Here is a 26154-nt window from a genome sequence, read left to right on the forward strand (position 1 = left end):
CTGGCGGCGTTCCGATACGCGATTCCGCTTGCGGTGAACATTGTCTGGTTAAAAACGGCGTACTGCGTGTACCACGTACGCATGGTACACTTTTCCAACGTTTATCGCCGGGCCAACTTGCTCATGTCCTCTTATCAACCGCCGTTGACCATCACCCCCTCCATTCTGCATCTGGCGACAGACGTAGGGGCAGCGTTGGCCCGTTTGACAATGCAAGCGGAACAAGAGCATGCGTTGCGGCTAAGGCGCATCAATCGGATCCGTACCATTCAAGGTTCGTTGGCGATCGAAGGCAATACCCTGAGCGAAGAGCAGATCACCGCTATCATCGCAGGTAAACGCGTCATCGCCCCTCCGCGAGACGTTCAGGAAGCGATGAATGCCATCCATTGCTATACCAACCTGAATCATTGGCATCCCGAAAATGAACGCGATCTGCTTGCCGCACATGGGATGCTGATGAACAGCTTGCTACCTGATGCCGGCCGCTATCGTCAGAGCGGCGTCGGCGTGATGAACGGCAACGTCGTGATCCATATGGCTCCCCCGGCGGAACGCGTACCGTTGCTGATCCGCCAACTGCTCATCTGGCTGCAACAAACCGATCTGCCACCGCTGATCGGCAGCTGTGTATTTCACTATGAATTCGAATTCATCCACCCGTTTGCCGATGGAAACGGCCGCATGGGACGGTTGTGGCAAACGCTGATTTTGTCACGCTGGGATCCTTTGTTCGCCAACGTGCCGGTTGAGAGCCTGGTGCATGATAACCAGTCCGGATATTACCAAGCGCTGAATGCCAGCAACCAAAAAACCGATTGTTCACCCTTCGTTGAATTCATGCTGGAAATGATTCTAAAAGCGCTTGAGCTGAGTATTACCCCCCAAGTCACCCCCCAAGTCACCCCCCAAGTCGATGACTTGCTGGCGGCGCTGCAAGGTGAGATGTCGCGAGAAGCACTCCAGAATGTTCTACAGTTGCAGGATCGAAAATCTTTCCGCGAACGCTATCTCCAACCGGCCTTGAATGCCGGTTGGATTGAAATGACGTTACCGGATAAGCCCAAGAGCCGTTTACAACGCTATCGCTTGACCGCAGCCGGTATCAAACAGTTACGCCAGCCATAAAAAAGGCGCCCGCAGGCGCCTTTTCACAGCACAGAGCCGTTTTACTGCAGTACGGAGATATCCGCCACCTGCAGGAACAGTTCACGCAGTTTGCTCAGCAGCGTCAGACGATTCACGCGCACTTCCGCATCGTCCGCCATTACCATCACGTTGTCGAAGAACGCATCCACCGGCTCACGCAGCGCAGCCAGTTCCACCAGCGCTTCCTGGTAGTTGCCCGCCGCGAAGTACGGCTGCAGCTTGTCGCGCAGCACCACCAGGTGGGTCGCCAACTGGATCTCCGCCGCGTCCTTCAGCACCGAGGCGCGCACGCTGTCGTTCAGCGTTTCGGTAGATTTGGCCAGGATGTTGGAGACGCGTTTGTTGGCCGCAGCCAACGCCGCCGCTTCGTCCAGCGTGCGGAAGTGGGATACCGCCTTGACGCGTGCGTCGAAGTCGGCCGGCTTGGTCGGACGGCGCGCCAGCACCGCCTGAATGGTATCGACCGCGTGGCCTTCTTCCTGATACCAGGCGCGGAAGCGGCCCAGCATGAATTCCACCACCTCATCGACCACTTTGGCGTTGGTCAGCTTGCTGCCGTACAGGCGCACGGCCTCTTCGGTCAGAGTCTGCAGATCCAGCGGCAGGTTTTTCTCGACGATGATGCGCAGCACGCCCAGCGCGGCGCGGCGCAGCGCGAACGGGTCTTTATCGCCTTTCGGATGCTGCCCGATGCCGAAGATGCCGGCCAGGGTGTCCATTTTGTCGGCGATCGCCAGTGAACAAGCCACCAGCGACTGCGGCAGCGCATCACCGGCGTAGCGCGGCTGATACTGCTCGTTCAGCGCAACGGCGACGTCTTCCGCCTCACCGTCGTGGCGCGCGTAGTGCATGCCCATCACGCCCTGGGTGTCGGTGAATTCGAACACCATGTTGGTCATCAGGTCGCACTTCGACAGCAGGCCCGCACGGGTGGCGTGGTTGACGTCGGCGCCGATCTGGCCGGCAACCCAGCCCGCCAGCGCCTGAATGCGATCGGTCTTGTCGCGCAGGGTGCCCAACTGCTGTTGGAACAGCACGGTTTCCAGGCGCGGCAGATTGTCTTCCAGACGTTTCTTGCGGTCGGTGTTGAAGAAGAACTCGGCGTCGGCCAGACGCGGACGCACCACCTTCTCGTTACCGGAGATGATCTGCTGCGGGTCTTTCGACTCGATGTTGGCCACGAAGATAAAGTTCGGCAGCAGTTTGCCCGCGGCGTCGTACACCGGGAAATACTTCTGATCGCCCTTCATGGTGTACACCAGCGCTTCCGCCGGCACCGCCAGGAATTTCTCTTCGAATTTGGCGGTCAGCACCACCGGCCATTCCACCAGCGAGGCCACTTCTTCCAGCAGGCTGTCGCTCAGATCGGCCTTGCCGCCAATCTTCTGCGCCGCCAGCTCGGCGTCGCGCTTGATGAGCGCTTTACGCGCTTCATAGTCGGCGACCACTTTGCCGCGCTCCAGCAGGATCTGCGGGTATTGGTCGGCGTTGTCGAGGGTAAACTCGGCTTCGCCCATGAAGCGGTGGCCGCGCACGGTACGCGCAGAGTCGATGCCCAGCACGGTGCCCGGGATCAGATCGGCGCCCAGCAGCATCGTGACGGTGTGCACCGGACGCACGAACTGCACGTCAGAATCGCCCCAGCGCATCAGTTTCGGGATCGGCAGCTTGCCGAGCGCGGTGCTGACCATGCCGGCCAGCAGTTGCTGCGCCGACTGGCCTTTGACGTGGGCGCGGTACATCAACCACTCGCCCTTGTCGGTCACCAGGCGTTCAGCCTGATCGACGGTGATGCCGCAGCCGCGCGCCCAGCCTTCGGCCGCTTTGCTCGGTTTGCCTTCGGCGTCGAACGCTTGAGCGATCGCCGGGCCGCGTTTTTCAATTTCGCGATCGGCCTGCGCCGCGCTCAGGTTGGCCACTTTCAGCGCCAGGCGGCGCGGTGCGGCGAACCAGCTCACTTCACCGTGTTCCAGGCCGGCGTTATCCAGCTCGGCAGTGAAGTTGGCGGCGAAAGATTCCGCCAGGGAACGAAGAGCCTTCGGCGGCAGCTCTTCCGTGCCGATTTCCACCAGGAAAGTCTGTTGAGTCATGGCTGCCTCTTAGTTCTCGTTCTTCTTGTTGCACATCGGGAAGCCCAGCGCTTCGCGGGAAGCGTAGTAGGCTTCGGCAACGGCTTTGGTCAGCGTGCGGATGCGCAGAATGTAGCGTTGACGCTCGGTCACCGAAATCGCCTTGCGCGCGTCCAGCAGGTTGAAGGTATGACCCGCCTTCAGGATGCGTTCGTAGGCCGGCAGCGGCAGCGGTTTTTCCAGCGCCAGCAGCGACTGGGCCTCTTTCTCGTACTGCTCGAAGCAGGAGAACAGGAAGTCGACGTCGGCGTATTCGAAGTTGTAGGTGGACTGCTCCACTTCGTTCTGGTGGAACACGTCGCCGTAGGTGGTGACGCCCAGCGGGCCGTTGCTCCACACCAGATCATACACGCTGTCCACGCCCTGGATGTACATCGCCAGACGCTCCAGACCGTAGGTGATCTCGCCGGTTACCGGCTTGCACTCCAGGCCGCCGACCTGCTGGAAGTAGGTGAACTGCGTCACTTCCATGCCGTTCAGCCACACTTCCCAACCCAGGCCCCAGGCGCCGAGCGTCGGGTTTTCCCAGTTGTCTTCCACGAAGCGGATGTCGTGGATGGTCGGATCCAGACCCAGCTCTTTCAACGAGCCCAGGTAGAGTTCCTGAATGTTGTCCGGCGATGGCTTAATCACCACCTGGAACTGGTAGTAGTGCTGCAGACGGTTCGGGTTTTCGCCGTAGCGGCCGTCGGTCGGACGGCGGGATGGCTGCACGTAGGCGGCGGCCATCGGCTCCGGCCCCAGTGCGCGCAGGCACGTCATCGGGTGTGAGGTTCCCGCGCCGACTTCCATGTCCAATGGTTGAACGATGGTGCAGCCCTGGCGCGCCCAATAATCCTGCAGTGTCAGGATCAGGCCCTGGAAGGTCTTGGTATCAAACTTTTGCATGTTGAATTCGCACGCGATACAAGTGGATTTAGATGGAATGAGCCAGTATACCCGTTGACCGTAAGATATACAGCCAGAATCCGGCAACAAGTGCGAATCGGGGCGAGAAGCGCTGGATTTTCGCGCGCGGTGCGCGCAGGACAGGACGCCGGTTAGCCGGCTTATTTCACCGGCGACGAACGTGGCGAAAATACGGCCCGCCAAAAACATTAGAATAACTTAACAAAAAACGAGACTAATCGTTGCTTAAATCGTCACTTATTCGCCCGCAGCTCCTGTTCTCATCAACCCTATTTACGCCGATTGAAATGCACACATGCTTATATTTGCCACAGGGCAAAGTTACGCCAATGTTATTTTTGTTAATTTTATCAACTAAAAAACTCGCCTCACCGGCAGATAATGTGACTAAGCGCCAAATTATTTCTTATATCGTGAAAAATAAGGCGATATCACGCGACGGGCCGCTGCAGCGACTCGAGGAGAAACAAGCGGATATGTAATACGCCAACAATGAGCCACAGAAACCCATTGACAGTTAATCTTTGGTTATACAATAATAATTAAAATTTTCCCTGGTGTTGGCCAAGTGGCTACCTGATCCTTTCATAGGATCAGTTTTTTTTTGTATTTCCGTCAGCGTCATGACGGCCCGCATAATTAATTCCCGTCCGCTTCCTCTTAATTAGCTTCCCTTATAAGAACGTATCGCTTACGCAATGCCATTTAGCGCGCCTTTGGCAAACGCGCTCTGCAGGCAACCCATTCAAAAGCGCGCGCTGACGCCGACGTTATACATAAACTGCTCGCCGCTGCTCAGCCCGCCGGTTTGCGAGACGGTGGCGAAGGCCGATACCCTGTCCGTCAGCGGCATGTTGGCCCCCAGCGTGACATCCACCCAGTTTTTGTCCTGGCCCGCACTGTCGCGGGTAAACGAGGTTTGCGTCGATTTCAGGCCACCGCCGGCGCGGTAGACGTCGTCGCCGAACTGATGCTGATAGCTCACTTCCGCATAAGGGTTAAATACGCCGAATTGCGTATCCAGCCGCCAGCCCAGCGCACCGATCTGCGAGTGGTAGGTTTGATCGTTGAAGCGCATGGCGGTGCTGTCATCGCCGTCTTCGCTGTAGCCGGAAACGCGGCTGTAATCCCAGGCGAACTGCGCCACCGGCCCGGTGGTCAGGTAAGAAGCGATCGGGAAGTCATAGCCGGCGGTCACGCGCGCGCCCCACTGCTTGCCGGAAGTCGAACCGGTTTCGGTACGCGTCAGCGGCCCCAGCCGCATGCTGCGGCGAATATCGTCATAATCCATCGCCGCATAGTGCAGATCGGCGTTGACCCAACCGTGCTCGAATATCGCCAGCGAACTGAAGGCCGACAGCAGCAGCCCACGCGCCTTGTAATCATAACGGCTGGAAGGATGCTGATCGTCGTTGGAACCGGCGATCAACGCACCGATCAACCAGCCGTCGGTCAGCTGATAGTCCACGCCGACGGTCAGGTTGTGGGTGGTGGCGTTGCCGTCCCCCGCCGCCCGGTTATCGGCATAGTCGTAGTGCTGGCCGGCGTAACCGCCGAACACGCCCAGCGAGCCCTGCGGGTTTTCGCCGTGGCGCAGCTGCTGGAAGCGGCTGTCGAGCGTGGCGCGGCTGTCGCGCGCCATCGCCGCCGTCGCCTGATTCAGCGCCACCACCTGCGCCGGGCCATCCAACACCGCCTGGATATAATCCGCAATCAGCAGGTGCGCCTGCGGGCTCGGGTGGAAGTGGTCGGAGAACAGATAGGATTGGCTGGCATCGAAGCCGGGCATGTCGGAACGGCAGACCGCCGAGGAAACGCCCGGCGGACAAGCCATGCCGGCGGTGTTGGCGAAGCCGAACTGCGCCGGATTGGCAATCGCTTCTGCAAACAGTTTGTTGACGTCCACCCGCACGATATTGCCGCCGCCCTGCGCCAGCAAACGGTCTTCACTTTGATTATAGAAATCGGTCAGCTGACCGGCCTGCGCGCTCAGGCTGTCATACGCCGCGATGAGCTGGGTGGCGATCGCCTGCTGTACCTGAGGAATGGCGCTGCCCTGCTTCGCCGCAGCGGCCAACGCCGCGTGGATCGCCTGCGTGCGCGACGCGTTGTCCGGCGTCGCCAGCGAATTGAGCGTGGCGTAGGCCGCCTGGATCGCCGCCCCCTGCACCGGAGACAGCGCCTGTTGAATGATCAACTCCATCAGCTGCGGCGTGGAGCCGATGTTCGGCACCGTCGGCACGATCACCGTGCCGGCGCCGGCGTTCAGCAGCGAATGCACCTGCGCGGCGGCGGCCGCCGCGCTGTTATAGGCCACACCGGGTGCGGTCGCGGCGTTCAACGCCGCCGCCGCCAGATCGTTACCGCCGATCCAATGAATGTACAAACCGTCGCCATCGGCCTGGCCGTTAACCCGGTTCAGATAGCGCTGTACCTGATCCTGGGTATTATCGACCGGATTCAGGCCCGGCACCGCCACAGCGCCGCCGGCGGCATAGTTTTCACCGCCGTTGTCCGAAGCCACCAGCGCCGCGCCGATGCGCTGCGCCAACGCCTCGTCGTACAGCAGATGCTGGCTGCCGTCATAGGTGAACCGGCCGTTGTTGCCGGTATCGCTCAGGCTGTCGCCAAAGACGTAGAGTTGGTCATACGCCTGAGCCGGAAGGGTCACACTGCAAAGTAGCGCCACTGCAAGCGCCGCCGGGCGGGGCATGCACGTTATTTTTAGAGGCATGAATCGACTCCTGAGAGCCTGCAAATGAAGGCAATATCGTTTTTATCGTTGACCGGTTTTCCACCGACCATGTAGTAACTATTGTCGGCTTTTCCGTCACGTCAAGCGGGCTGATGACAAAACAATCAGAGGCTTGCCAAGTTCGCCGCTTCGAGCGATGATTACTGTTCATAAATACAGCACAAGGACATTCAGGATGGCAGACGAACGTTGCGGTTGGGTGACGGCCGATCCGTTGTATCTCGAGTATCACGACAAGGAATGGGGCGCGCCCACCACCGACGCGCGCGAGCTGTTTGAAATGCTCTGTCTGGAGGGGCAACAGGCCGGCCTTTCCTGGATCACCGTGCTGAAAAAGCGCGAGAACTACCGCCGCGCTTTCCACCAGTTCGATCCGCAGCGGGTCGCCGCCATGAGCGAGCAGGACGTGGAACGATTGCTGCAGGACAGCGGCATCATCCGCCATCGCGGCAAGATAGAAGCCATTATCGCCAACGCCAGGGCCTATCTGGCGATGGAGGAGGCCGGGGAGAATTTCGTCACCTTCATTTGGGATTTCGTCGGCGGCCAGCCGCAGCTCAACCGCTGGCAAGCGCTAAGCCAGGTCCCGGCTAAAACCGAGCAGTCCGACGCCATGTCCAAGGCGCTGAAAAAGCGCGGCTTCAAGTTTATCGGCTCCACCATCTGTTACGCCTTCATGCAGGCCAGCGGGCTGGTGAACGATCACCTGACGGGGTGCATGTGCTACCCAAAGCCACGGTGATCCGCCCCAGCGGCCTGGAGGATATCGACCGGCTGATGGCGCTGTGGCTGCCCAGCACCATCGCCGCCCATCCGTTCGTGGCGGAAAAATACTGGCGCGAGAGCGCCGCGCTGGTACGAGAAAACTACCTGCCGCGCGCGCAAAGCTGGGCCTGCTGGCATGACGACGAGATCGTCGGCTTTATCAGCGTGCTGGACGAGCAGTTCATCGGCGCGCTGTTCGTCGATCGGGCGTTCCACGGCCGCGGCGTCGCCCAGGCGCTGATGGCGCATGTGCAGCAGCGCTACCGCCGGCTCAGCCTGGAGGTTTATCAGCAGAACCTGCGCGCCTGCGCGTTCTACCACAAGCACGGTTTTCAGGTGACGCAGCGCCTGTTCAACGACGAAACCCTGGCCTATACGCTGATCATGAATTGGCCGGCAATCGAAAATTCAACCGGTTGCGGTTAAAAAAGGCGCATTCACACCCCGGCGGCGCGCAATTAGGAATCCGCTGCATGGCGCCGCCCGGCATTTTGTCGCATAACACCCCCCAGCACTCCCCCGCGCTCATCATTTGTCACGCTTTTCTCCGGAACTGCCGGCGAACCAGCGCGTCATAGTAGCGCGGTGGCGCGGGCTTCCCGCGGCGCCCATTTTTTGCGCCCCCGTTTTGGGCCGGCGCGTACAGATTTTGATGCCATTAAGGACAAGAACATGAAAAAACGCATTGCCATTATTGCCGGCGCAGTGAGCGTAGCGCTCACCCTGTCGGCCTGTACCACCAACCCTTACACCGGCGAATCCGAAGTCGGTAAATCCGGTATCGGTGCAGGCCTCGGGGCCGCACTGGGCGCCGGCGTCGGCGTGCTGTCCTCCTCCAAGAAAGATCGCGGCAAAGGCGCGCTGATCGGCGCGGCGGCCGGTGCAGCGCTCGGCGGCGGCGCGGGTTATTACATGGATGTGCAGGAAGCCAAACTGCGCGACAAGATGAAAGGCACCGGCGTCAGCGTCACCCGCCAGGGCGACAACATCGTGCTGAACATGCCGAACAACGTGACCTTCGACAGCAGCAGCGCCACGCTGAAACCGGCGGGCGCCAACACCCTGACCGGCGTCGCCATGGTGCTGAAAGAGTATCCGAAAACCGCGGTCAACGTGGTCGGCTACACCGACAGCACCGGTTCTCGCTCGCTCAACATGAACCTGTCGCAACAGCGCGCCGACGGCGTAGCCAGCGCGCTGATCACTCAGGGCGTGGCGGCGAACCGTATTCGCACTACCGGCGCCGGCCCGGACAACCCGATCGCCTCCAACAGCACCGCGGAAGGCAAGGCGCAGAACCGTCGCGTCGAGATCACCCTCAGCCCGCTGCAGTAATCCCGTGCGGGGCGCAACCGACGCCCCGCCGCTTCCTCCCGACTTTCTCCTTATCCTTCAACATTCCCGCTCGCACATCGGGTATGGTAGTCTCCTTGGCAATTAACCGCGGGAGAGATCGGCTGTGAGCACAGGCAAGGCAACGCGCGCCTCAGGACGCGCCACCATCAGCGATGTGGCAAGCATCGCCAAAACCGGCAAGACCAGCGTGTCGCGCTATCTGAATGGTGAACAGCACCTGCTTTCCGACGATCTCAAACAGCGCATCGAACAGGCCATTCAGCAGCTCGACTACCGGCCAAGCCAGATGGCACGCAGCCTGAAGGGCGGCCAGACCCGCCTGATCGGCCTGATCCTCGCCGATATCACCAACCCCTATTCGGTGGACGTGATGCGCGGTATTGAAGCCGCCTGTCGCCAGCACGGTTTTACCCTGCTGGTGTGTAACACCAACAACGAAGTCAATCAGGAGCAGCACTATCTGCAGCTGCTCAGCAGTTATCGGGTGGAAGGCATCGTGGTCAACGCGGTCGGCATGCGCGAGGAAGCCTTATCCACGCTGCAACAGTCGATGCTGCCGATGGTGCTGATCGACCGCAAGATCCCCGACTTCGCCTGCGACGTGGTGGGCCTGAACAACCGCGAAGCCGCCACCGTCGCCACCGAACATCTGCTGCAACAAGGTTTCGAAGCGATCCTGTTCCTCAGCGAGCCGCTCGGCACGGTCAACACCCGTCTGGAACGCCTGCACGCCTTCAGGCATACCATGGCGCAGCACCCCGCGCTGTTGGCGGAGCAGGCCGAAACGCCGCTCAACGATCGGCAGAAGCTGGAGCAAGTGTTGAGCGATTTCAGCGGCCGCCATCGCGGCATGCGCAAGGCGGTGATCTCCGCCAATGGCGCCCTGACGCTGCAGGTGGCGCGCGCCATGCGCCGGCTGGGCATCCAGTGGGGCAACGACATCGGCCTGCTGGGCTTTGATGAACTGGAGTGGGCGGAGCTGGCGGGCGTCGGCATCACCACGCTGAAGCAGCCCACCTACCAAATGGGGCATGCGGCGCTGGAGCGGCTGGTGCAGCGCATTCAGGGCCTGGCCGCCCCCAGTGGCGATCAAATGTTCTCCGGCGAGCTGATCGTCCGCGGCTCCACCACCCGCTGACTGACTTTCCCATGGGCCGTTGACCGCCCCTCCGCATCGGCTGTTTTTTGCTCAGCTTCGTGATTGCGATCATATTTTTACACTCTGTCGCTTTTCGCTGGAACCGGTTCCATTTAACGTACCGGTAACAGCAGCGGCGGCGACAATGCCGCCTCAGGAGTCAAAATGAAAACAGAAATCATCGTGGTCACCGGCGCCTACGGCACCGATACCGTCAAACAACACGGCGGCCAGCGCGCGCTGTTGCCCCTCATCGCCGGTGCCGGCGCCGACGGCGTCGAGATCCGCCGCGAACTGTTCGCCGCCGGCGAGCTGGACAGCCTGCCGGCGCTGGCGCAGGAGATCGAGCGCCAGCAACTGTTCTCCGTCTATTCCGCCCCTGAGGCGCTGTTCACCCCGCAACATACGCTGAACCCCAACCTGCCGGCGCTGCTGGCGGAGGCACAGGCGCTGAATGCGCGCCAGCTGAAGCTGTCCCTCGGCCATTTCCGCCCCGGCTTCGACTTTACCGAGCTGAAAGTGGCGCTGGAACAACACCCGGTCAAGCTGGTGGTAGAAAACGACCAGACGCCGGACTGCGGCATTTTGTCGATGCTGAACGCCTTTTTCCATGCGGCGGAAGATAGCCACCTGCCGGTCAGCATGACCTTCGATATGGCCAACTGGCTGTGGGTAGGACAAGACGCCTTCGCCGCCGCCGATCGCCTGGCCCGTCACGTCGGTTACGTGCACGTCAAAGCCGCCACCCAAGGCCCACGCGGCTGGCGCGCCGTGGCACTGGACGATACCGACGGCAGCTGGCGCGATCTCTTGGCCCGCCTGCCGCACGACGCGCCGCGCGGCATCGAATTCCCGTTGCAGGGCGATGATCTGGAAGCCGTCACCCGCCATTACGTCAATATTTTGCGTGCGGAGTAACCCCATGATGACAACGTTAACGGCAACGACGGCGCAACAGGCGCCCCTGGATGTGGTCACGCTGGGCGAAGCCATGGCGATGTTCGTGGCGGCACAGACCGGCGATCTGGCGGAGGTGGAAACCTTCACCAAACGCATCGCCGGCGCCGAACTGAACGTGGCGATCGGCCTGGCGCGCCTGGGCATGAACGTCGGCTGGGTCAGCCGCGTCGGCAACGACTCGTTCGGCCGCTTCACCCTGCAGCAGCTGAAAAAAGAGGGCATCAACTACCGGCAGGTCACGGTTGACGGCCAGTATCCGACCGGTTTTCAGGTGAAGTCCAAAACCACCGATGGTACCGATCCCAGCGTGGAGTATTTCCGCAAAGGCTCGGCGGCCAGCCACCTTTCGGTCGCCGATTTCAACCGTGAGTATTTCGCTTCAGCGCGCCACCTGCACCTGAGCGGCGTAGCGGCGGCGCTGTCCAGCCAATCGCTGGCGCTGTGCCACCATGCGGCGCGCGAAATGCGCGCCCTGGGCAAAACCATTTCGTTCGACCCCAACCTGCGCCCGGTGCTGTGGCCCAGCCGCGAGGTGATGATCGAGCAGCTCAACCAGCTGGCGTTCGCCGCCGATTGGGTGCTGCCGGGGCTGAAAGAGGGGCAGATCCTCACCGGCCAATCGACGCCGGAAGGCATCGCCGATTTCTATCTGGAGCGCGGCGTGCAGGCGGTGATCATCAAAACCGGCCCGGACGGCGCCTGGTTTAAAACCGCCGCCGGCGATAAAGCGGCAGTAGCTGCGGTCAAGGTCGACAACGTGGTGGATACCGTGGGCGCAGGTGACGGCTTTGCCGTCGGCACCCTCAGCGCCCTGCTGGAAGGCAAAACGCTGAAACAGGCGGTGCAGCGCGGCAACAAAATCGGCTCGCTGGCGATCCAGGCCATCGGCGACAGCGAAGGCTTGCCGACCCGCGCGGCGCTGGCCGAATAATAATAAAAAATACGACTTCTCCGCATGACGTCAGCCTCTGGCCCTACAACCGGGACGCGTCGGGAGAGCATCTGCCCCTTCTTCTGGCATGCCGGCGAAGGGGATGCAACACCACTGAAGGATACTGAACATGAACAAAGCGACTGTCGCGGCCAAACGCTGGTGGTACATCATGCCCATCGTGTTTATCACCTATAGCCTGGCCTATCTCGATCGCGCCAACTTCAGCTTCGCCTCCGCCGCCGGCATCAATGAAGATCTCGGCATCACCAAAGGCATGGCCTCGCTGCTGGGCGCGCTGTTTTTCCTCGGTTATTTCTTCTTCCAAATTCCCGGCGCCATCTACGCCGAACGCCGCAGCGTCAAAAAACTGATCTTCTGGTGCCTGATCCTGTGGGGCGGCTGCGCCTCGCTGACCGGCGTGGTCAGCAATATCCCGATGCTGGCCGCCATTCGCTTTATCCTCGGCGTGGTGGAGGCGGCGGTGATGCCGGCGATGCTGATCTACATCAGCAACTGGTTCACCAAATCGGAGCGGTCACGCGCCAATACCTTCCTGATCCTCGGCAACCCGGTGACGGTGCTGTGGATGTCGGTGGTGTCCGGCTACCTGATCCACGCCTTCGGCTGGCGCGAAATGTTCATCATAGAGGGCATTCCGGCGGTCATCTGGGCGTTCTGCTGGTGGGTGCTGGCGAAAGACAAACCGGCGCAGGCCGGCTGGCTGAGCGCCGATGAGAAACGGGCGCTGCAACAGCAGCTGGACGAAGAGCAGAAGGGCATCAAGGCCGTGCGCAACTACGGCGAAGCCTTCCGCTCGCGCAACGTGATCCTGCTGTGCGTGCAGTACTTCGCCTGGAGCATCGGCGTGTACGGCTTCGTGCTGTGGCTGCCTTCCATCCTGCGCAGCGGCATGCAGATGGGCATGGTGGAAGCCGGTTGGCTGTCGGCGGTACCTTACCTGGCGGCGACCATCGCCATGATCGTGGTCTCCTGGGCGTCGGACAAAATGCAAAACCGCAAACTGTTCGTCTGGCCGCTGCTGCTGATCGGCGCGCTGGCGTTCTTCGGTTCTTACGCCGTCGGCACCAACCACTTCTGGATCTCCTACGGCCTGCTGGTGGTCGCCGGCGCCGCGATGTACGCCCCTTACGGGCCGTTCTTCGCCATCATTCCGGAAATGCTGCCGAAAAACGTCGCTGGCGGCGCCATGGCGCTGATCAACAGCATGGGCGCGCTGGGTTCGTTCTTCGGTTCCTGGTTCGTCGGCTATCTGAATGGCGCCACCGGCAGCCCGGCGGCCTCTTACATGTTTATGGCCATCGCACTGGTGGTGGCGGTGGTGCTGACGCTGATCGTCAAACCCGCCCGCAACGAGATCCAGCCGCAATTGGCTTGATCCGGTTATACTTTTTATCTGTTAACCCAACCGGGGGGGCGCCAGGCCCCCTTTGGCCCAGCTGGAGTTCGTGATGAAGCCTTCTATCGTATTGTACAAAAGCCTGCCTGCCGACCTGCGTGAACGCCTGGAACAGCACTTCACCGTGCACGCCTTCAACGGCCTGCAGCCGGAGAACCGCGACGAACTGCGCCAGGCGCTGCAGCAGGCCGAAGGGATCATCGGTTCCGGCGGTAAAATTGACGAAGCCTTCCTGCAGCAGGCGCCCAAACTGCGCGCGGCCTCGACTGTTTCCGTCGGCTACGACAACTTCGACGTCGAGGCGCTCAACGCGCATAACGTGCTGCTGATGCACACCCCGACGGTGCTGACCGAAACCGTCGCCGACACCATCATGAGCCTGGTGCTGGCGACCGCGCGCCGGGTGGTGGAAGTGGCCGAACGGGTGAAGGCCGGCGAATGGCGCGGCAGCATCGGGCCAGACTGGTTCGGCGTCGACGTGCACCACAAAACCATCGGCATCCTCGGCATGGGCCGCATCGGCCTGGCGCTGGCGCAGCGCGCGCACTTCGGCTTCGGCATGCCGGTGCTGTACAACGCCCGCCGCACGCACGAAGAGGCGGAACAGCGCTTCAACGCGCGCCGCTGCGATCTGGATACCCTGCTGGCCGAGTCGGATTTCGTTTGCATCACGCTGCCGCTGACCGAGCAAACCTTCCACATGATCGGCCGCGATCAGCTGGCGAAGATGAAGAAAAGCGGCATTCTGATCAACGCCGGCCGCGGGCCGGTGGTGGATGAGCAGGCGCTGATCGAAGCGCTGCAAAACGGCGTGATCCACGCCGCCGGGTTGGACGTGTTCGAGAAAGAGCCGCTGCCGGCCAACTCGCCGCTGCTCAGCATGCCGAACGTGGTGGCGTTGCCGCACATCGGCTCCGCCACCCATGAAACGCGCTACGGCATGGCCGCCTGCGCGGTGGATAACTTGATCGCCGCATTGACCGGCACGGTGAAAGAAAACTGCGTCAACCCGCAGCTGTTGCAGAAATAACTTAGCGCGGCCGGTGGTCTGCGGATAACCGGCCGTGTTGCTCTTCCTGCTGCGGCGCGAACAGCGCCTGCAGCTGATGTTCTTCGGCGAAGTGCTGCAATTCGGCATCCTGAATTGCCTGAACGATCTCTTCTCGCCAGTTTTTGTCCGTCATCGCTAACCTCCTTTGATGTTCATCGTTTAATCTGCCGCAGCGCACGCGCAAAGCCAAGCCGAATCAATCCGAAAACGCTCCGCCCTCCCTCTCCTCCCCGAAAAAAAACCGCAGGGAGGAGGCCGTTTTTTCACCGTTTGCCACACTGGGCGCTACCCTGCGACAAAAACGCTTCCTGCCGCGCGTAAGGAGAGCCATGAAACTGTTACCCCTGCCCTTGTTGATGCTGTTGTCGCCAGCAGCGCTGGCCGCCTGGACGCTGCCCGGCTTTCCGGCCTTCGACGAAACCGCCGCCGGGCTGTTCATCAGCCAGGCCCCGCTGCCTAAAGGCCAGCGGCCGCTGCAGCTGTATCAGGATAACCAATGCTGGCAGCCGGCCGAGGCGGTGAAGCTTAACCAGACGCTGTCGCTGCAGCCCTGCGGCGTCAACCCGCCGGCCAGCTGGCGGCAGTTCCGCGCCGGCGACTATCAGGCGCACATCGACACCCGCAGCGGTACCCCCACGCTGCGGCTCAGCCTGCGCAGCGCGCCGGAAAGCGCCGCCGTTGCCATCCGCAGCTGCCCGCGCTGGGACGGCAAGCCGGTCACGGTCGACGTCGCCTCGACCTTCGCCGAAGGCGAAACGCTGCGCGATTTCTATTCCGGCCAAACGGCGCAGGTGAGCCAGGGTAAAATCACGCTGCAGCCCGCCGCCGTCAGCGGCGGCTTGTTGCTGCTGGAATCCGCCGCCACCACCAAACCGGCGGCGTTCAGCTGGCATAACGCCACAGTTTATTTCGTGCTGACCGATCGCTTTGAGAACGGCAATCCCGCCAATGACCACAGCTACGGGCGCCGCAGCGACGGCCTGCAGGAGATCGGCACCTTTCACGGCGGCGATCTGGCTGGCCTGACGCAGAAGCTGGATTATCTGCAGCAACTCGGCGTCAACGCCTTGTGGATTAGCTCGCCGCTGGAGCAGATCCACGGCTGGGTCGGCGGCGGCGCCAAGGGCGACTTCCCGCATTACGCCTATCACGGCTATTACGCGCTGGACTGGACCCGCCTCGACGCCAACATGGGCACCGAACAGGAGCTGCGCACGCTGGTCGAGCAGGCGCATCAGCGCGGCATTCGAATTCTGTTCGACGTGGTAGTGAACCACGTCGGCTACGCCACGCTGGCGGATATGCAGACGTTTCACTTCGGCTCGCTGTATCTGCAGGGCACGGAGGTGGAAAGCATCCTGGGGAAAAACTGGGGCGACTGGCGTCCTGGGCCGGGGCAAAACTGGCACAGCTTCAACGACTACATCAACTTCAGCAACAAGGCGGGCTGGCGCCAATGGTGGGGGAAAAACTGGATCCGCACCGATATCGGCGACTATGACGCGCCGGGCTATGATGATCTGACGATGTCGCTGGCCTTCTTGCCGGACATCAAAACCGAAGCGCCCGGCGCCAGCGGCCTGCCGCTGTTCTACCGCCATAAGCCCGACACCGCCGCACACGATATCCCCGGTGCCACTACCCGCGATTACCTGACCGTCTGGCTCAGCCAGTGGGTGCGTGATTACGGCATCGACGGTTTCCGCGTCGATACCGCCAAACACGTGGAAAAACCGACGCTGGCGCTGTTGAAGCAACGCGCCACGGCGGCGCTGGCGGCGTGGAAAGCGGAACACCCGCAGCAGGCGCTGGATGACGCACCGTTCTGGATGACCGGCGAAGCCTGGGGGCACGGGGTGATGAAAAGCGACTATTACCAGAACGGTTTCGACGCGATGATCAACTTCGACTTCCAGGACCAGGCGTCACTGGCGTTGGGCTGCTTTGCCGACATCGACGCCACCTACCGGCAGATGGCCGAGCGGCTGCAGGATTTCAACGTGCTGAGCTACCTCTCGTCGCACGACACCCGGCTGTTCTTCGCCGACGATGCCAAAGGCTCGCTGTCGCGGCAACAGCGGGCGGCGAACCTGCTGTTGCTGGCGCCGGGCGCGGTGCAGATTTACTACGGCGACGAAAGCGGCCGCCCGCTCGGCCCGACCGGTTCCGATCCGCTGCAGGGCACCCGCTCCGACATGAACTGGCGCGAACTGCAGGGGGAGAAAGCTCCGTTGCTGGCCCACTGGCAGCGGCTGGGGCAGTTTCGCGCCCGCCACCCGGCGATCGGCGGCGGCGTGCAAATCCCGCAGCCGCACGCCGCTTACTATGCCTTCAGCCGCCGGCTCGGCGACGATAAGGTGATGATAGTGTGGGCCGGCGAACGGTCACAATAATTCAGCGTAATATGCTACCAATAGACCATTGAGTAAAACTTATGCCCAGTGGTCTATTTTTCGGCCGCATTGCAGCGGGATTTATCTGGCGGTATGGTGGGTGATTACCTGCTAAAAAACAGTACTGCTGCACCTATGACTTTCTCACTTTTCGGCGACAAATTTACCCGTTATGCGGGCATCACCCGTTTGATGGACGATCTGAACGAAGGCCTGCGCACCCCCGGTGCCATCATGCTCGGCGGCGGCAACCCCGCGCAGATCCCAGAGATGGAAGCCTACTTCAAACAGCTGTGCCAGGAGATGCTCGATCAGGGCAAACTGACCGAAGCGCTGTGCAACTACGACGGCCCGCAAGGCAAGGACGCGCTGCTGAAAGCGCTGGCCAATCTGCTGCGCGACGAGCTCGGCTGGGAGATCTCGCCACAGAATATTGCACTGACTAACGGCAGTCAGAGCGCGTTTTTCTACTTGTTCAACCTGTTCGCCGGCCGCTACGCCGACGGTTCACGCCGCCGCGTGCTGTTCCCGCTGGCGCCGGAATATATCGGCTATGCCGACGCCGGGCTGGACGAAGGGCTGTTCGTCTCCGCTAAACCGAACATCGAGCTGCTGCCGGAAGGCCAGTTCAAATATCACGTTGATTTCGAGCACCTGAATATCGGCGATGACATCGGCATGATCTGCGTTTCGCGGCCGACCAACCCAACAGGCAACGTGATCACCGACGAAGAGCTGATAAAGCTCGATCGGTTGGCGCAGCAGCGCAATATTCCGCTGGTGATCGACAACGCCTACGGCGTGCCTTTTCCCGGTATCATCTTCAGCGACGCCACGCCGCTGTGGAACCCGAATACCATCCTGTGCATGAGTCTGTCCAAGCTCGGCCTGCCGGGCTCGCGCTGTGGCATCGTGATCGCCGACGAGAAGGTGATCACCGCGCTGACCAACATGAACGGCATCATCAGCCTGTCGCCGGGCAGCATGGGGCCGGCGATGGCGACGGAAATGATCGAGCGCGGCGATCTGCTGCGCCTGTCGAACGAGGTGATTCGCCCGTTCTACAAACAGCGTGTCGAACACACCATCGAGATTATCCGCCGCTACCTGTCGCCGGAACGCTGCCTGATCCACAAACCGGAAGGGGCTATCTTCCTCTGGCTGTGGTTCAAGGATCTGCCGATCACTACCGAGGTGCTGTATCAGCGCCTGAAAAAGCGCGGCGTGCTGATGGTGCCGGGCCACTACTTCTTCCCGGGGCTGGAGCACGACTGGCCACATACCCACCAGTGCATGCGCATGAACTACGTGCCCGACCCGGAGAAAATCGAGCGCGGCGTGGCTATTCTGGCGGAAGAGATCGAACGCGCGCATCAGGAAGGCTAACGCCGGCTGGTTGAAAATCGACCGATAAAGATATACGATGCATATATCGTATATCTTTTTTAGGAGAGCCAGCTATGACTCGCATCGTGATCGATTTACCTGAAGAAGACCTGCGGCAGCTCGACAATCTGAAAAATATCCGCCACGTTCCCCGGGCCGAAATCATCCGTCAGGCCGTCTCCCGCTATCTGACGGAGAACCACGTGGAAGATCCCAGCAATGCTTTCGGGCTCTGGTCCGGGGCGATGGGAGATGGCGTGGACTACGAAAATCGTCAGCGCGAGGAGTGGGAATAATGGTGGCTCAACGGGCGTTATTTGACACCAATATTCTGATCGATTATCTCAACGGCATTCCTCAAGCCAAAGACGTTCTGACCGAATACCACATTAACCCGGCTATTAGCGCCATCACCTGGATGGAAGTGATGGTGGGTGCCAAAAAGCAGGGGGCGGCGCTGGAGCTGAAAACGCGCCAGTTTTTAGGGCAATTTCTGCTGCTGCCTATTACCGATGAAGTTGCCGAACGCGCCGTAGAACTGCGCCACTCACAGCTTGTGAAGCTGCCGGACGCCATTATCTGGGCCACCGCGCAGGTGGGGTTCCGGACGCTCATCTCCCGCAACCCCAAAGATTTTGGCACTGACAACGGCGTGTTAATGCCTTATCGGCTGTAGTCGAGCAGCGTTACAGCGTCCAGAACAGCACCGCCAGCAGCTGCGGCGACATGATGCGCAGGAACATCGCCAGCGGATAAACGGTGGCGTAAGACAGCGCGGCGGCGCCGCTGGTCGGGTGCAGGCCGTTGGCGAAGGCCAGCGCCGGCGGATCGGTCATCGACCCCGCCAACATGCCGGACAGCGTCAGGTAGTTCATCTTGCCCACCGTGCGCGCCAGAATACCGACGCTCAGCAGCGGAATGGCGGTGATCAACGCGCCGTATCCCACCCACGTCAGCCCCTCGCCGTGCAGCAACGTCTCGATGAAGTTGCCGCCCGACTTCAACCCGACTACCGCCAGAAACAGCACGATGCCCAGTTCGCGCAGCGCCAGGTTGGCGCTCGGCGGCATAAACCAGTACAGCTTGCCGATACTGCCGATGCGCCCCAGGATCAGCGCCGCCACCAGCGGCCCGCCGGCCAGCCCCAGCCGCAATGCCGCCGGGAAGCCGGGCACGAACAGCGGAATGGAACCGAGCAGCACCCCGAGGCCGATACCGATAAACACCGGCAGCATCTGCACCTGCTGCAGTTTTTGTTGGGCGTTGCCGACGATTGCCGTCACCGCGTCGATGGCCTCCGGCCGACCGACCAGGTTGAGGATGTCGCCGAACTGCAGCGTCACGTTGCTGCCGGCCACCAGCTCGACGCCGGCGCGGTTGAGGCGTGAAATCACCACGTCATACTTTTGCTTCAGGTTCAGATCGCGGATTTTTTTACCCAGCACCTGCTCGTTGGTCACCACCGCCCTCACCACCTGCAGCGCGGTGCCGCGCGTCGAGAGCGACGCGTCTACCTCTTCGCCGATCACCAACCGGGCATTCTCCAGGTCTTCGCGCTTGCCCACCAAATGCAGGTAGTCGCCAAGCTCCAGCCGCTCGTGCGGCGCCGGCACCATCAGCAGCTCCCCACGCTTGAGGCGTGAACAGACGATCGCTTCACCGTTGAGCAGCGGCACCTGCTTGATCGCCATGCCCTGCAAATTGGGATTGCGTACCGCCACGTTCATGGCGTGCAGCAGCTCGCGCTGATTGCCCAGGCTGCTTTCAAACGCCTGCGCCTCGCGCTCGATATTGATGCGGAAAAACAGTCGGATCAGCCACATCACCAGCAGAATGCCGCAAATGCCGAACGGATAGGCCATGGCGTAGCCCATGCCCATGCCGTCCACCAACGCCGGATCGGAGCCGAGATCGGTCAGAATCTGTTGGCCGGCGCCCAACGCCGGGGTGTTGGTAACCGCGCCGGAGAACACGCCGAGGATGATCGGCAGCGGCACGTCGAACAGCTTATGTACCGCCGCTGCCACTACGCCGCCGGTCAGCACCAGCAGCACCGCGAAGGCGTTAAGCCGCAAACCGGAGACGCGCAGCGAAGAGAAGAAACCGGGGCCGACCTGAATGCCGATGGTATAGACGAACAGGATCAGGCCAAACTCCTGGATAAAGTGCAGCATGTCGCCGTTCAGGCTGATTTGCCCACTCTGGGCGAAGTGCCCGACCAGAATGCCGCCGAACAGCACGCCACCGATGCCCAACCCGACGCCGTACAGCTTCCAGTTCCCCATCCACAGCCCAATGACGGCCGCCAGCGCCAACATGCTGACGGTCAGGGCGATATCGCTCATAGGTCACATCCTTGCCAAAGTTGAACAATGGGTTTGCGGCCAAAGACACACAATTAACAAGGATTATGACATCGGGCTGACGGGGGGTCTGTGGCGTGCGCCACATAACGCAACGGGGGAGATCCGTCTGGATCTCCCCCGCATGATGATGACCGTTTTTCAGTCGGTTATTTGGCTTCCAGCTCCGGCGTCGCGCCGATGGCGATGCGCTGCGGCTGCAAGGCTTCCGGCACCTGACGCACCAGATCGATGTGCAACAGGCCATTTTCAAATTTGGCCTCGGACACCTGCAGATGCTCCGCCAGAGTGAAGGTCAACTGGAACTCTTTGCACACCAGGCCCTGATGCAGGTATTCGACCTGTTTTTCCGGCGGTGTGGGTTTACCGCTGACGGTCAAGCGCGGCCCTTCCACTTCGATATTCAGTTCGCTCTGCCGAAAACCGGCCAGCGCCAGAGAAATGCGGTAGTGATTGTCATCGCTTTTCTCGATGTTATACGGCGGGAACCCCTGAGGCTCCTGGCCCCCCATTGAGCTGGCCAATTTATCAAAACCAATCCATTGACGCAGAAGCGGGGATAAATCGTAATTACGCATAGGAACAACTCCTTTCATTAAGCGAGATGTGTTTATTCAGCCCCCTGACGGCGGGCGTGTCATGACTGCATATTTACCGGCAGCGTAACTGCCGGCGAAACGGGAATTATTTAATTTCGATGCGGCGCGGTTTTAATGTTTCCGGCACGATGCGTTGCATGTCGATATACAGCAGGCCGTTCTCCAATTTGGCGCCTTTAATTTGAATATGTTCGGCCAGCTGGAATTTACGCTCGAAATTACGTTCGGCGATGCCCTGGTATAAATAGGTTTTCTCTGCCGGTTCATTATTGTGCGCCCCGCGCACGATCAGCAGATTATCTTGCGTGGTGATCTCCAGCTCCTGCTCGGCAAACCCGGCTACCGCGATAGCGATGCGATAATGATTTTCGTCCACCAGCTCGACATTATAAGGCGGATAACCGCCGTTGCCCTGGCTCTGGCCGACCTCCAACGCGTTGAACAGGCGATCGAAACCAATGGCGGAACGGTATAGCGGGGAAAGATCAAAATTACGCATAAAACAGCCTCCTAAGGCACTTCAGCGAGGTTGAAATAAATACGCCTTCCATTCTGGACAGGCTAATTAAGCCAGAATCCCCTTACGGCGAATTCTCAATTCGGCTCTGATGATAAAATGGGGGTTGATTTCGTCAATTCAACAGGCGAGGATCAAAAAAAGCTCATTCCGGTTAGGTGAAAGTTTTTTTACCACTTACACTAAAGTGAGAGAGCCGCCACAGAGCGGGATTTTGCTTCTTTTCAAGCAGCAACAGGATGTTATAAATCGGCTTAATTAAGGGGCACAGCAACCCTGCAGGATGGATTAATGACGACGATGAAAGCGATAGCGACGGGCTGCATGCTGTTGGCGACCAGCGGTTGCTCCAGCGTGATGAGCCATACTGGCCCGAATCAGGGTTACTATCCCGGCACCCGCGCCAGCGTGGACATGCTGAAGGACGACAACACCAGTTGGGCGATGATGCCGCTGGTGGCGCTGGATCTGCCGTTCTCCGCGGTGATGGATACCGTACTGTTACCTTACGACTATCTGCGTTCCGGCGATGACGCCACCGCAGACTCGCCGAAAGCGCGTATCCTGCGCAGCGAGCAGCAGAATCTGGCGGCGACCGGCAATCCCGGCGAGGGTAACGACAGCGCCGCCACGCATTAATCACGCACGCTGCGGGCCGTCAGGCCCGCCTTACGCCTCAACCACGAAGATCTGGTTGAACCCCGCTATCTCACGCATAAACGCCACTTTCTTGCCATCCGGCGAAAATACCACGGCATCGCCCGACGGCGGCTGCGCGCTGCGCTGCGTCAAACGCTGCAGGCGGCCGCTGGCGACCTCGCACAGCATCACGCTGTTATCGCACACCAGCGCAATCGTCCCGCCCTGCGGGTGCCAGCTGAACGCCGACTGAATGTCATGCTCGCTGCGGCTCACCTGGCGCGGCTCGCCGCCGTTCGGCGACACCGTCCACAGCTGCACCACGCCGCCGTCATCCTTCATCAAAAACGCGATCTGGCTGCCATCCGGCGAGCTGCGCAGCCAGTGGCGCGGCGCGCCGGCTACGCCCGGAAAACGGCGTTCCCCGGTAAAGGTCACCCGCCGTTGCCTGACGCCCAGCGGCGGCGCGGGCAGCTCGCTTTCCGTCCCCTGCAGCGGCAGAGCGCCCGCAGCGGCGTAGTCGGCGTCGTTTTCCGGCAGATCGACGATAAACACCTCCGGCAGCTTCTCGCCGGCGGCGGACAGCGTATCGCCGATGAACGCCAGCGCCCAACGCTGCCGGCTGCCGTCGGCCTTGCGGTAACCTTCGCGGCCAATCCAGCCTTCTTCGTAGGCGCGATTGATCTGATCGCTGCCCGGCTGCGGCTGCGGTACGGTCTCGCTGACCAGCACGCAATAGTGGCTGCCGTCATATTCGCGCGGGTGCTGTTTCGGCGGATTAACCCCGTGCAGCGGCACAGCCACGCCGACGTTGCGCAGATCGCGCGCCGGATCGCGTTCATGCATCACATGGTCGTTGTAGGTAAAGCTGAGGCGGCTGCCGTCCGGGCTGAAAACGTGCACATGGCTGCCGCCGCGCAGCGCGCCGGGCGTATAGGGCGCGGTGATATCCAGCGCGTCGAGGGTGATGGCCAACTCGCGATCCGGTTCGCTGACGATCACCCCGCGACGGTGGTGAAAATCATACTGCCAGGCGCTGTCCGGATGCTCCGGGCCATGGATGAATACATAGCGCGCCGGCGCATCGGGGCTGACCGTGACCACGCCGACGTGCGCGCCGTGCTGGGCGCGATACACCACTTCCACCGCGCCGCTGGCGACGTTGACCCGCTCGATGCTCAGGCCGGTGAAAGAGGCGCCGCGCGGGCGCACGTCATAAGCGAGCCATTGGCTGTCCGGCGTCCAGACGTTGATATTGGTTAACTGATGCCCGCGTGGGTCGAAAGTCAGTTGTTTTTCCCGATGGCTCATGACGGCTCTCCTGCGCATGCTGGCACTGAGCCGCCATCTTACCGGATCGACGGCGGCGTTTCACATAGCCAACAAGGGTAGCCCAAAGGGCTTTTTCGGTGCGGAATTACGCCAGACTTTTCCCCTGTCTTATCATTGAAGGCTATCGGCGGCACCGGCAGGAAATAAGCGCCCGATTAGCCGGCCATATGCCTGGCGGAGAAACTCAACGGCGCCAATGCGGTATAAGTGAATGAGACGAGCGCTATTTTTTCATTCTCATTTCCCTCATAAGAATAAGGCAGTGGCGGCGCCTTACTTAACGCAAATAAATAAAAAATCATGCCGCTAAGCGATAAATTAATGATTATTTTCACCGCAAACGCGATGCCGTTTCCCCTGCCTGGCCGGTTAGCCAGACGCCCGGGCGACGGGGTTTACAACCAATACAAAAAAGTACAAACTGGATTTTTAAGTACAATAAAATTCTGGAGCCGGTATGAACCCCCTCTTCGATGCCATTGTTTCTGCCCATCAGCAACTGCGCCCTCAGGTGCGGGTCACGCCGTTGGAGCGCAGCGTGCTGCTTTCACAGCAGTTGGGCTGCGAGCTGTATCTGAAGTGCGATCATCTGCAGCACACCGGTTCCTTTAAATTTCGCGGCGCCAGCAACAAGCTGCGGCTACTGGATAGCGAACAACGCCGGCGCGGCGTGATCGCCGCCTCAACCGGCAACCACGGCCAGGCGGTCGCCCTAGCGGGGCAGCTGATGGGCGTTGGCGTCACGGTTTATGCGCCGGAGACGGCGGCGAGCATCAAGCTCGACACCATCCGCGCGCTGGGCGGCGCCGTGGAACTGGTGCCGGGCGACGCGCTGAACGCCGAACTGGCGGGGGAACAAGCCGCACGCCAGCAGGGGAAAACCTATATCTCGCCGTATAACGACGAGCAGGTCATTGCCGGCCAGGGCACCTGCGGCATGGAGCTGGTTGAACAACTCGCCGAACTGGACGCGGTATTCGTGGCGGTGGGCGGCGGTGGCTATATCGCCGGCATCGGCACCGTTTTGCGGCAATTGTCGCCGAACACGCAGCTTATCGCCTGCTGGCCGGAAAACGCCACCAGCATGTACAGCGCGCTGGAAGCGGGCCATATCTTTCCGGTGGCAGAGCAAGAAACCCTGTCTGACGGCACCGCCGGCGGCGTCGAGCCGGGCGCCGTGACCTTTCCACTGTGCCAGCAGCTGATCGACCGCAAAGTGCTGGTCAGCGAGGCGGAGATCAAGCATGCGATGCGTCTGATCGCCGCCAGCGATCGGTGGATTATCGAAGGTGCGGCCGGCGTGGCACTGGCGGCGGCGATCAAACTGGCGCCGGAATACCAGGGGAAAAAGGTGGCGGTGGTGCTGTGCGGTAAAAACATCGTGCTGGAGAAATACCTCAAGGCCATCGCCGATGCGCATCCTTAACCGGCAGCAAATCCTCGCCGCATTCGACGCCGAGGCCATTACGCCGCTGCTGAAGCAGGGGTTTATCGCCTACTCGCAGCAACGGGTGCAACAGCCGCCAGTGCAGCATTTCAAGTTCGATCGGGCCGCCGGCGACTGCTGCATCAAATCCGCCTGGCTGGAAGGCGACGAGCTGTTCGTGGCCAAAGTGTCCGCCGGTTTCTATCGCAACGCCGAGCACGGTCTGGCCAGCAATCAGGGGTTGATGATGGCGTTCTCCGCCCAGACCGGCGAGCCCCGCGCGCTGCTGCAGGATGAGGGGTGGTTGACCGCGCTGCGCACCGCTCTGGCCGGCCGCATCGCCGCCGAGCTATGCGCGCCGCCGCATATTCAGGCGATAGGCATGGTCGGTACCGGGCTGCAGGCACGGCTGCAGCTGCAGTGTCTGAAACCGGTGACCGATTGCCGCGAGGTATGGGTATGGGGCCGCAACGAACAGGCGCTGGCGGCGTATCGGCGCGATGCCGAAGCCGAGGGATTTCGGGTATGGGTCACGCAGGATGCGGCGGAGCTGGCGGCGCACTGCCAGCTGATCGTGACCACCACGCCCAGCCGCGAACCGATCTTGCAGGCGGCGGATATCCGGCCCGGCACGCACATTACCGCCGTGGGCGCCGACGCGCCCGGCAAGCAGGAGCTGGCGACCGATCTGGTGGCCAAGGCGGACACGCTGCTGGTCGATGCGCTGACGCAGTGTGCGGAATATGGCGAGATCGCGACGGCTTATCGGCAGAACAAGCTGACTTCAACGCCGATCGTCGAAATTGGCACCGCATTGGCGCAGGGGGAGCGGGTGCGAAGCGAGCCGCAGCACATCACCATCGCCGATCTTACCGGGCTGGCGATTCAGGATCTGCAGATCGCCAAAGGGGTGCTGGCGACAATATAAAGGGGCGC

General features: G+C 61.0%; 24 protein-coding genes. 16 read left to right on the forward strand and 8 right to left on the reverse strand.

The features are described 5' to 3' along the window. The first annotated feature begins 66 nt into the window (after window positions 1–66). Complete coding sequence (locus tag AAIE04_RS07845) at window positions 67–1128, forward strand: Fic family protein (protein ID WP_235049956.1); 1062 nt, start codon at window positions 67–69, stop codon at window positions 1126–1128. A 41-nt stretch (window positions 1129–1169) separates the two neighbouring features. Here AAIE04_RS07845 and glyS read toward each other — a convergent pair whose 3' ends face one another. The 3 genes from glyS to AAIE04_RS07860 all read right to left on the reverse strand — a co-directional run bounded on the left by glyS (window position 1170) and on the right by AAIE04_RS07860 (window position 6921). Continuing rightward, the gene (gene glyS, locus AAIE04_RS07850) at window positions 1170–3239 is read right to left on the reverse strand and encodes a glycine--tRNA ligase subunit beta (RefSeq protein WP_019455517.1); all 2070 of its coding nucleotides are present in this window, start codon (window positions 3237–3239) and stop codon (window positions 1170–1172) included. Between the two features lie 9 nt (window positions 3240–3248). After that, complete coding sequence (gene glyQ, locus AAIE04_RS07855) at window positions 3249–4166, reverse strand: glycine--tRNA ligase subunit alpha (protein WP_004933966.1); 918 nt, start codon at window positions 4164–4166, stop codon at window positions 3249–3251. A gap of 766 nt (window positions 4167–4932) precedes the next feature. Continuing rightward, a complete protein-coding gene (locus tag AAIE04_RS07860) occupies window positions 4933–6921 on the reverse strand; it encodes an autotransporter domain-containing esterase (RefSeq protein ID WP_025160292.1) in 1989 nt (662 codons plus the stop codon). A 196-nt stretch (window positions 6922–7117) separates the two neighbouring features. On the opposite strand from AAIE04_RS07860, the gene AAIE04_RS07865 reads away from it, so the two are divergent. The 8 genes from AAIE04_RS07865 to ghrB all read left to right on the forward strand — a co-directional run bounded on the left by AAIE04_RS07865 (window position 7118) and on the right by ghrB (window position 14542). Further along, window positions 7118–7684 (forward strand): DNA-3-methyladenine glycosylase I, encoded by a 567-nt coding sequence (locus AAIE04_RS07865; protein WP_074055688.1) that lies wholly within the window; start codon window positions 7118–7120, stop codon window positions 7682–7684. Next, a complete protein-coding gene (locus AAIE04_RS07870; protein WP_063918270.1) occupies window positions 7681–8133 on the forward strand; it encodes an N-acetyltransferase in 453 nt (150 codons plus the stop codon). The genes AAIE04_RS07865 and AAIE04_RS07870 overlap by 4 nt, the downstream gene beginning before the upstream one ends. Window positions 8134–8379: 246 nt before the next feature. Further along, window positions 8380–9042 carry an OmpA family lipoprotein gene (locus AAIE04_RS07875; RefSeq protein ID WP_016929583.1) on the forward strand — a complete coding sequence of 221 codons (663 nt, stop codon included), beginning with the start codon at window positions 8380–8382 and terminating at the stop codon, window positions 9040–9042. A 124-nt stretch (window positions 9043–9166) separates the two neighbouring features. Continuing rightward, window positions 9167–10201: a LacI family DNA-binding transcriptional regulator gene (locus tag AAIE04_RS07880; RefSeq protein WP_019455513.1), complete on the forward strand. Its 1035-nt coding sequence runs from the start codon at window positions 9167–9169 to the stop codon at window positions 10199–10201. Window positions 10202–10366: 165 nt separating this feature from the next. Continuing rightward, window positions 10367–11119, forward strand: coding sequence for a sugar phosphate isomerase/epimerase family protein (locus AAIE04_RS07885; protein ID WP_063918271.1), 753 nt, complete (start codon window positions 10367–10369; stop codon window positions 11117–11119). Window positions 11120–11126: 7 nt separating this feature from the next. Continuing rightward, window positions 11127–12092 (forward strand): sugar kinase, encoded by a 966-nt coding sequence (locus AAIE04_RS07890; protein ID WP_025160293.1) that lies wholly within the window; start codon window positions 11127–11129, stop codon window positions 12090–12092. Window positions 12093–12222: 130 nt separating this feature from the next. Next, window positions 12223–13491, forward strand: coding sequence for an MFS transporter (locus AAIE04_RS07895; RefSeq protein WP_063918272.1), 1269 nt, complete (start codon window positions 12223–12225; stop codon window positions 13489–13491). Between the two features lie 73 nt (window positions 13492–13564). Further along, window positions 13565–14542, forward strand: a complete 978-nt coding sequence (gene ghrB / locus AAIE04_RS07900) for a glyoxylate/hydroxypyruvate reductase GhrB (RefSeq protein WP_063918273.1) — start codon at window positions 13565–13567, stop codon at window positions 14540–14542. A gap of 1 nt (window position 14543) precedes the next feature. On the opposite strand, the gene AAIE04_RS07905 is transcribed toward ghrB, so the two are convergent. Then, on the reverse strand, window positions 14544–14696 hold the full coding sequence (locus AAIE04_RS07905; protein ID WP_019455508.1) for a hypothetical protein: 153 nt from the start codon (window positions 14694–14696) through the stop codon (window positions 14544–14546). Window positions 14697–14892: 196 nt separating this feature from the next. Between AAIE04_RS07905 and AAIE04_RS07910 the strand changes: the two genes are divergently transcribed. From AAIE04_RS07910 to AAIE04_RS07925, 4 genes are all read left to right on the forward strand, one after another. Then, window positions 14893–16956, forward strand: a complete 2064-nt coding sequence (locus AAIE04_RS07910) for an alpha-amylase (protein ID WP_498576764.1) — start codon at window positions 14893–14895, stop codon at window positions 16954–16956. Window positions 16957–17091: 135 nt separating this feature from the next. Next, on the forward strand, window positions 17092–18342 hold the full coding sequence (locus tag AAIE04_RS07915) for a valine--pyruvate transaminase (protein ID WP_198636775.1): 1251 nt from the start codon (window positions 17092–17094) through the stop codon (window positions 18340–18342). 74 nt (window positions 18343–18416) lie between these two features. Continuing rightward, the gene (locus tag AAIE04_RS07920; RefSeq protein WP_004933932.1) at window positions 18417–18638 is read left to right on the forward strand and encodes a ribbon-helix-helix domain-containing protein; all 222 of its coding nucleotides are present in this window, start codon (window positions 18417–18419) and stop codon (window positions 18636–18638) included. Then, complete coding sequence (locus AAIE04_RS07925) at window positions 18638–19018, forward strand: type II toxin-antitoxin system VapC family toxin (protein WP_154747408.1); 381 nt, start codon at window positions 18638–18640, stop codon at window positions 19016–19018. The genes AAIE04_RS07920 and AAIE04_RS07925 overlap by 1 nt, the downstream gene beginning before the upstream one ends. 10 nt (window positions 19019–19028) lie before the next feature. Here the strand turns inward: AAIE04_RS07925 and AAIE04_RS07930 are convergent, their stop codons facing one another. The 3 genes from AAIE04_RS07930 to ibpA all read right to left on the reverse strand — a co-directional run bounded on the left by AAIE04_RS07930 (window position 19029) and on the right by ibpA (window position 21803). Beyond that, window positions 19029–20687, reverse strand: coding sequence for a putative transporter (locus AAIE04_RS07930; protein ID WP_019455505.1), 1659 nt, complete (start codon window positions 20685–20687; stop codon window positions 19029–19031). 167 nt (window positions 20688–20854) lie between these two features. After that, window positions 20855–21283 carry a small heat shock chaperone IbpB gene (gene ibpB, locus AAIE04_RS07935; protein ID WP_004933922.1) on the reverse strand — a complete coding sequence of 143 codons (429 nt, stop codon included), beginning with the start codon at window positions 21281–21283 and terminating at the stop codon, window positions 20855–20857. Window positions 21284–21389: 106 nt separating this feature from the next. Beyond that, on the reverse strand, window positions 21390–21803 hold the full coding sequence (gene ibpA, locus AAIE04_RS07940; RefSeq protein ID WP_498576765.1) for a small heat shock chaperone IbpA: 414 nt from the start codon (window positions 21801–21803) through the stop codon (window positions 21390–21392). Window positions 21804–22112: 309 nt separating this feature from the next. Between ibpA and AAIE04_RS07945 the strand changes: the two genes are divergently transcribed. Then, window positions 22113–22460: a YceK/YidQ family lipoprotein gene (locus AAIE04_RS07945; RefSeq protein WP_019455503.1), complete on the forward strand. Its 348-nt coding sequence runs from the start codon at window positions 22113–22115 to the stop codon at window positions 22458–22460. A gap of 30 nt (window positions 22461–22490) precedes the next feature. Here the strand turns inward: AAIE04_RS07945 and AAIE04_RS07950 are convergent, their stop codons facing one another. Continuing rightward, on the reverse strand, window positions 22491–23771 hold the full coding sequence (locus AAIE04_RS07950) for a YidR family protein (RefSeq protein ID WP_019455502.1): 1281 nt from the start codon (window positions 23769–23771) through the stop codon (window positions 22491–22493). Between the two features lie 478 nt (window positions 23772–24249). Here AAIE04_RS07950 and AAIE04_RS07955 point away from each other — a divergent pair, with 478 nt between their 5' ends. Together AAIE04_RS07955 and AAIE04_RS07960 are read left to right on the forward strand one after the other, a co-directional pair. Further along, entirely contained in the window at window positions 24250–25218 is a 969-nt protein-coding gene (locus AAIE04_RS07955; protein ID WP_498057037.1) for a threonine/serine dehydratase, read from the forward strand. Next, complete coding sequence (locus AAIE04_RS07960) at window positions 25205–26146, forward strand: ornithine cyclodeaminase family protein (protein WP_498576766.1); 942 nt, start codon at window positions 25205–25207, stop codon at window positions 26144–26146. The genes AAIE04_RS07955 and AAIE04_RS07960 overlap by 14 nt, the downstream gene beginning before the upstream one ends. Window positions 26147–26154 lie beyond the last annotated feature (8 nt).

It is taken from the genome of Serratia sp. Ae19-1, assembly GCF_059801225.1.

Bases quoted from the DNA above. Each gene is read 5' to 3' on its own strand.
- glyS (WP_019455517.1), bottom strand. From the start codon at position 3,239: ATGACTCAACAGACTTTCCTGGTGGAAATCGGCACGGAAGAGCTGCCG.
- glyQ (WP_004933966.1), bottom strand. From the start codon at position 4,166: ATGCAAAAGTTTGATACCAAGACCTTCCAGGGCCTGATCCTGACACTG.
- AAIE04_RS07860 (WP_025160292.1), bottom strand. From the start codon at position 6,921: ATGCCTCTAAAAATAACGTGCATGCCCCGCCCGGCGGCGCTTGCAGTG.
- AAIE04_RS07865 (WP_074055688.1), top strand. From the start codon at position 7,118: ATGGCAGACGAACGTTGCGGTTGGGTGACGGCCGATCCGTTGTATCTC.
- AAIE04_RS07875 (WP_016929583.1), top strand. From the start codon at position 8,380: ATGAAAAAACGCATTGCCATTATTGCCGGCGCAGTGAGCGTAGCGCTC.
- AAIE04_RS07885 (WP_063918271.1), top strand. From the start codon at position 10,367: ATGAAAACAGAAATCATCGTGGTCACCGGCGCCTACGGCACCGATACC.
- AAIE04_RS07890 (WP_025160293.1), top strand. From the start codon at position 11,127: ATGACAACGTTAACGGCAACGACGGCGCAACAGGCGCCCCTGGATGTG.
- AAIE04_RS07895 (WP_063918272.1), top strand. From the start codon at position 12,223: ATGAACAAAGCGACTGTCGCGGCCAAACGCTGGTGGTACATCATGCCC.
- ghrB (WP_063918273.1), top strand. From the start codon at position 13,565: ATGAAGCCTTCTATCGTATTGTACAAAAGCCTGCCTGCCGACCTGCGT.
- AAIE04_RS07905 (WP_019455508.1), bottom strand. From the start codon at position 14,696: ATGACGGACAAAAACTGGCGAGAAGAGATCGTTCAGGCAATTCAGGAT.
- AAIE04_RS07910 (WP_498576764.1), top strand. From the start codon at position 14,893: ATGAAACTGTTACCCCTGCCCTTGTTGATGCTGTTGTCGCCAGCAGCG.
- AAIE04_RS07915 (WP_198636775.1), top strand. From the start codon at position 17,092: ATGACTTTCTCACTTTTCGGCGACAAATTTACCCGTTATGCGGGCATC.
- AAIE04_RS07920 (WP_004933932.1), top strand. From the start codon at position 18,417: ATGACTCGCATCGTGATCGATTTACCTGAAGAAGACCTGCGGCAGCTC.
- AAIE04_RS07925 (WP_154747408.1), top strand. From the start codon at position 18,638: ATGGTGGCTCAACGGGCGTTATTTGACACCAATATTCTGATCGATTAT.
- AAIE04_RS07930 (WP_019455505.1), bottom strand. From the start codon at position 20,687: ATGAGCGATATCGCCCTGACCGTCAGCATGTTGGCGCTGGCGGCCGTC.
- ibpB (WP_004933922.1), bottom strand. From the start codon at position 21,283: ATGCGTAATTACGATTTATCCCCGCTTCTGCGTCAATGGATTGGTTTT.
- ibpA (WP_498576765.1), bottom strand. From the start codon at position 21,803: ATGCGTAATTTTGATCTTTCCCCGCTATACCGTTCCGCCATTGGTTTC.
- AAIE04_RS07945 (WP_019455503.1), top strand. From the start codon at position 22,113: ATGACGACGATGAAAGCGATAGCGACGGGCTGCATGCTGTTGGCGACC.
- AAIE04_RS07950 (WP_019455502.1), bottom strand. From the start codon at position 23,771: ATGAGCCATCGGGAAAAACAACTGACTTTCGACCCACGCGGGCATCAG.
- AAIE04_RS07955 (WP_498057037.1), top strand. From the start codon at position 24,250: ATGAACCCCCTCTTCGATGCCATTGTTTCTGCCCATCAGCAACTGCGC.
- AAIE04_RS07960 (WP_498576766.1), top strand. From the start codon at position 25,205: ATGCGCATCCTTAACCGGCAGCAAATCCTCGCCGCATTCGACGCCGAG.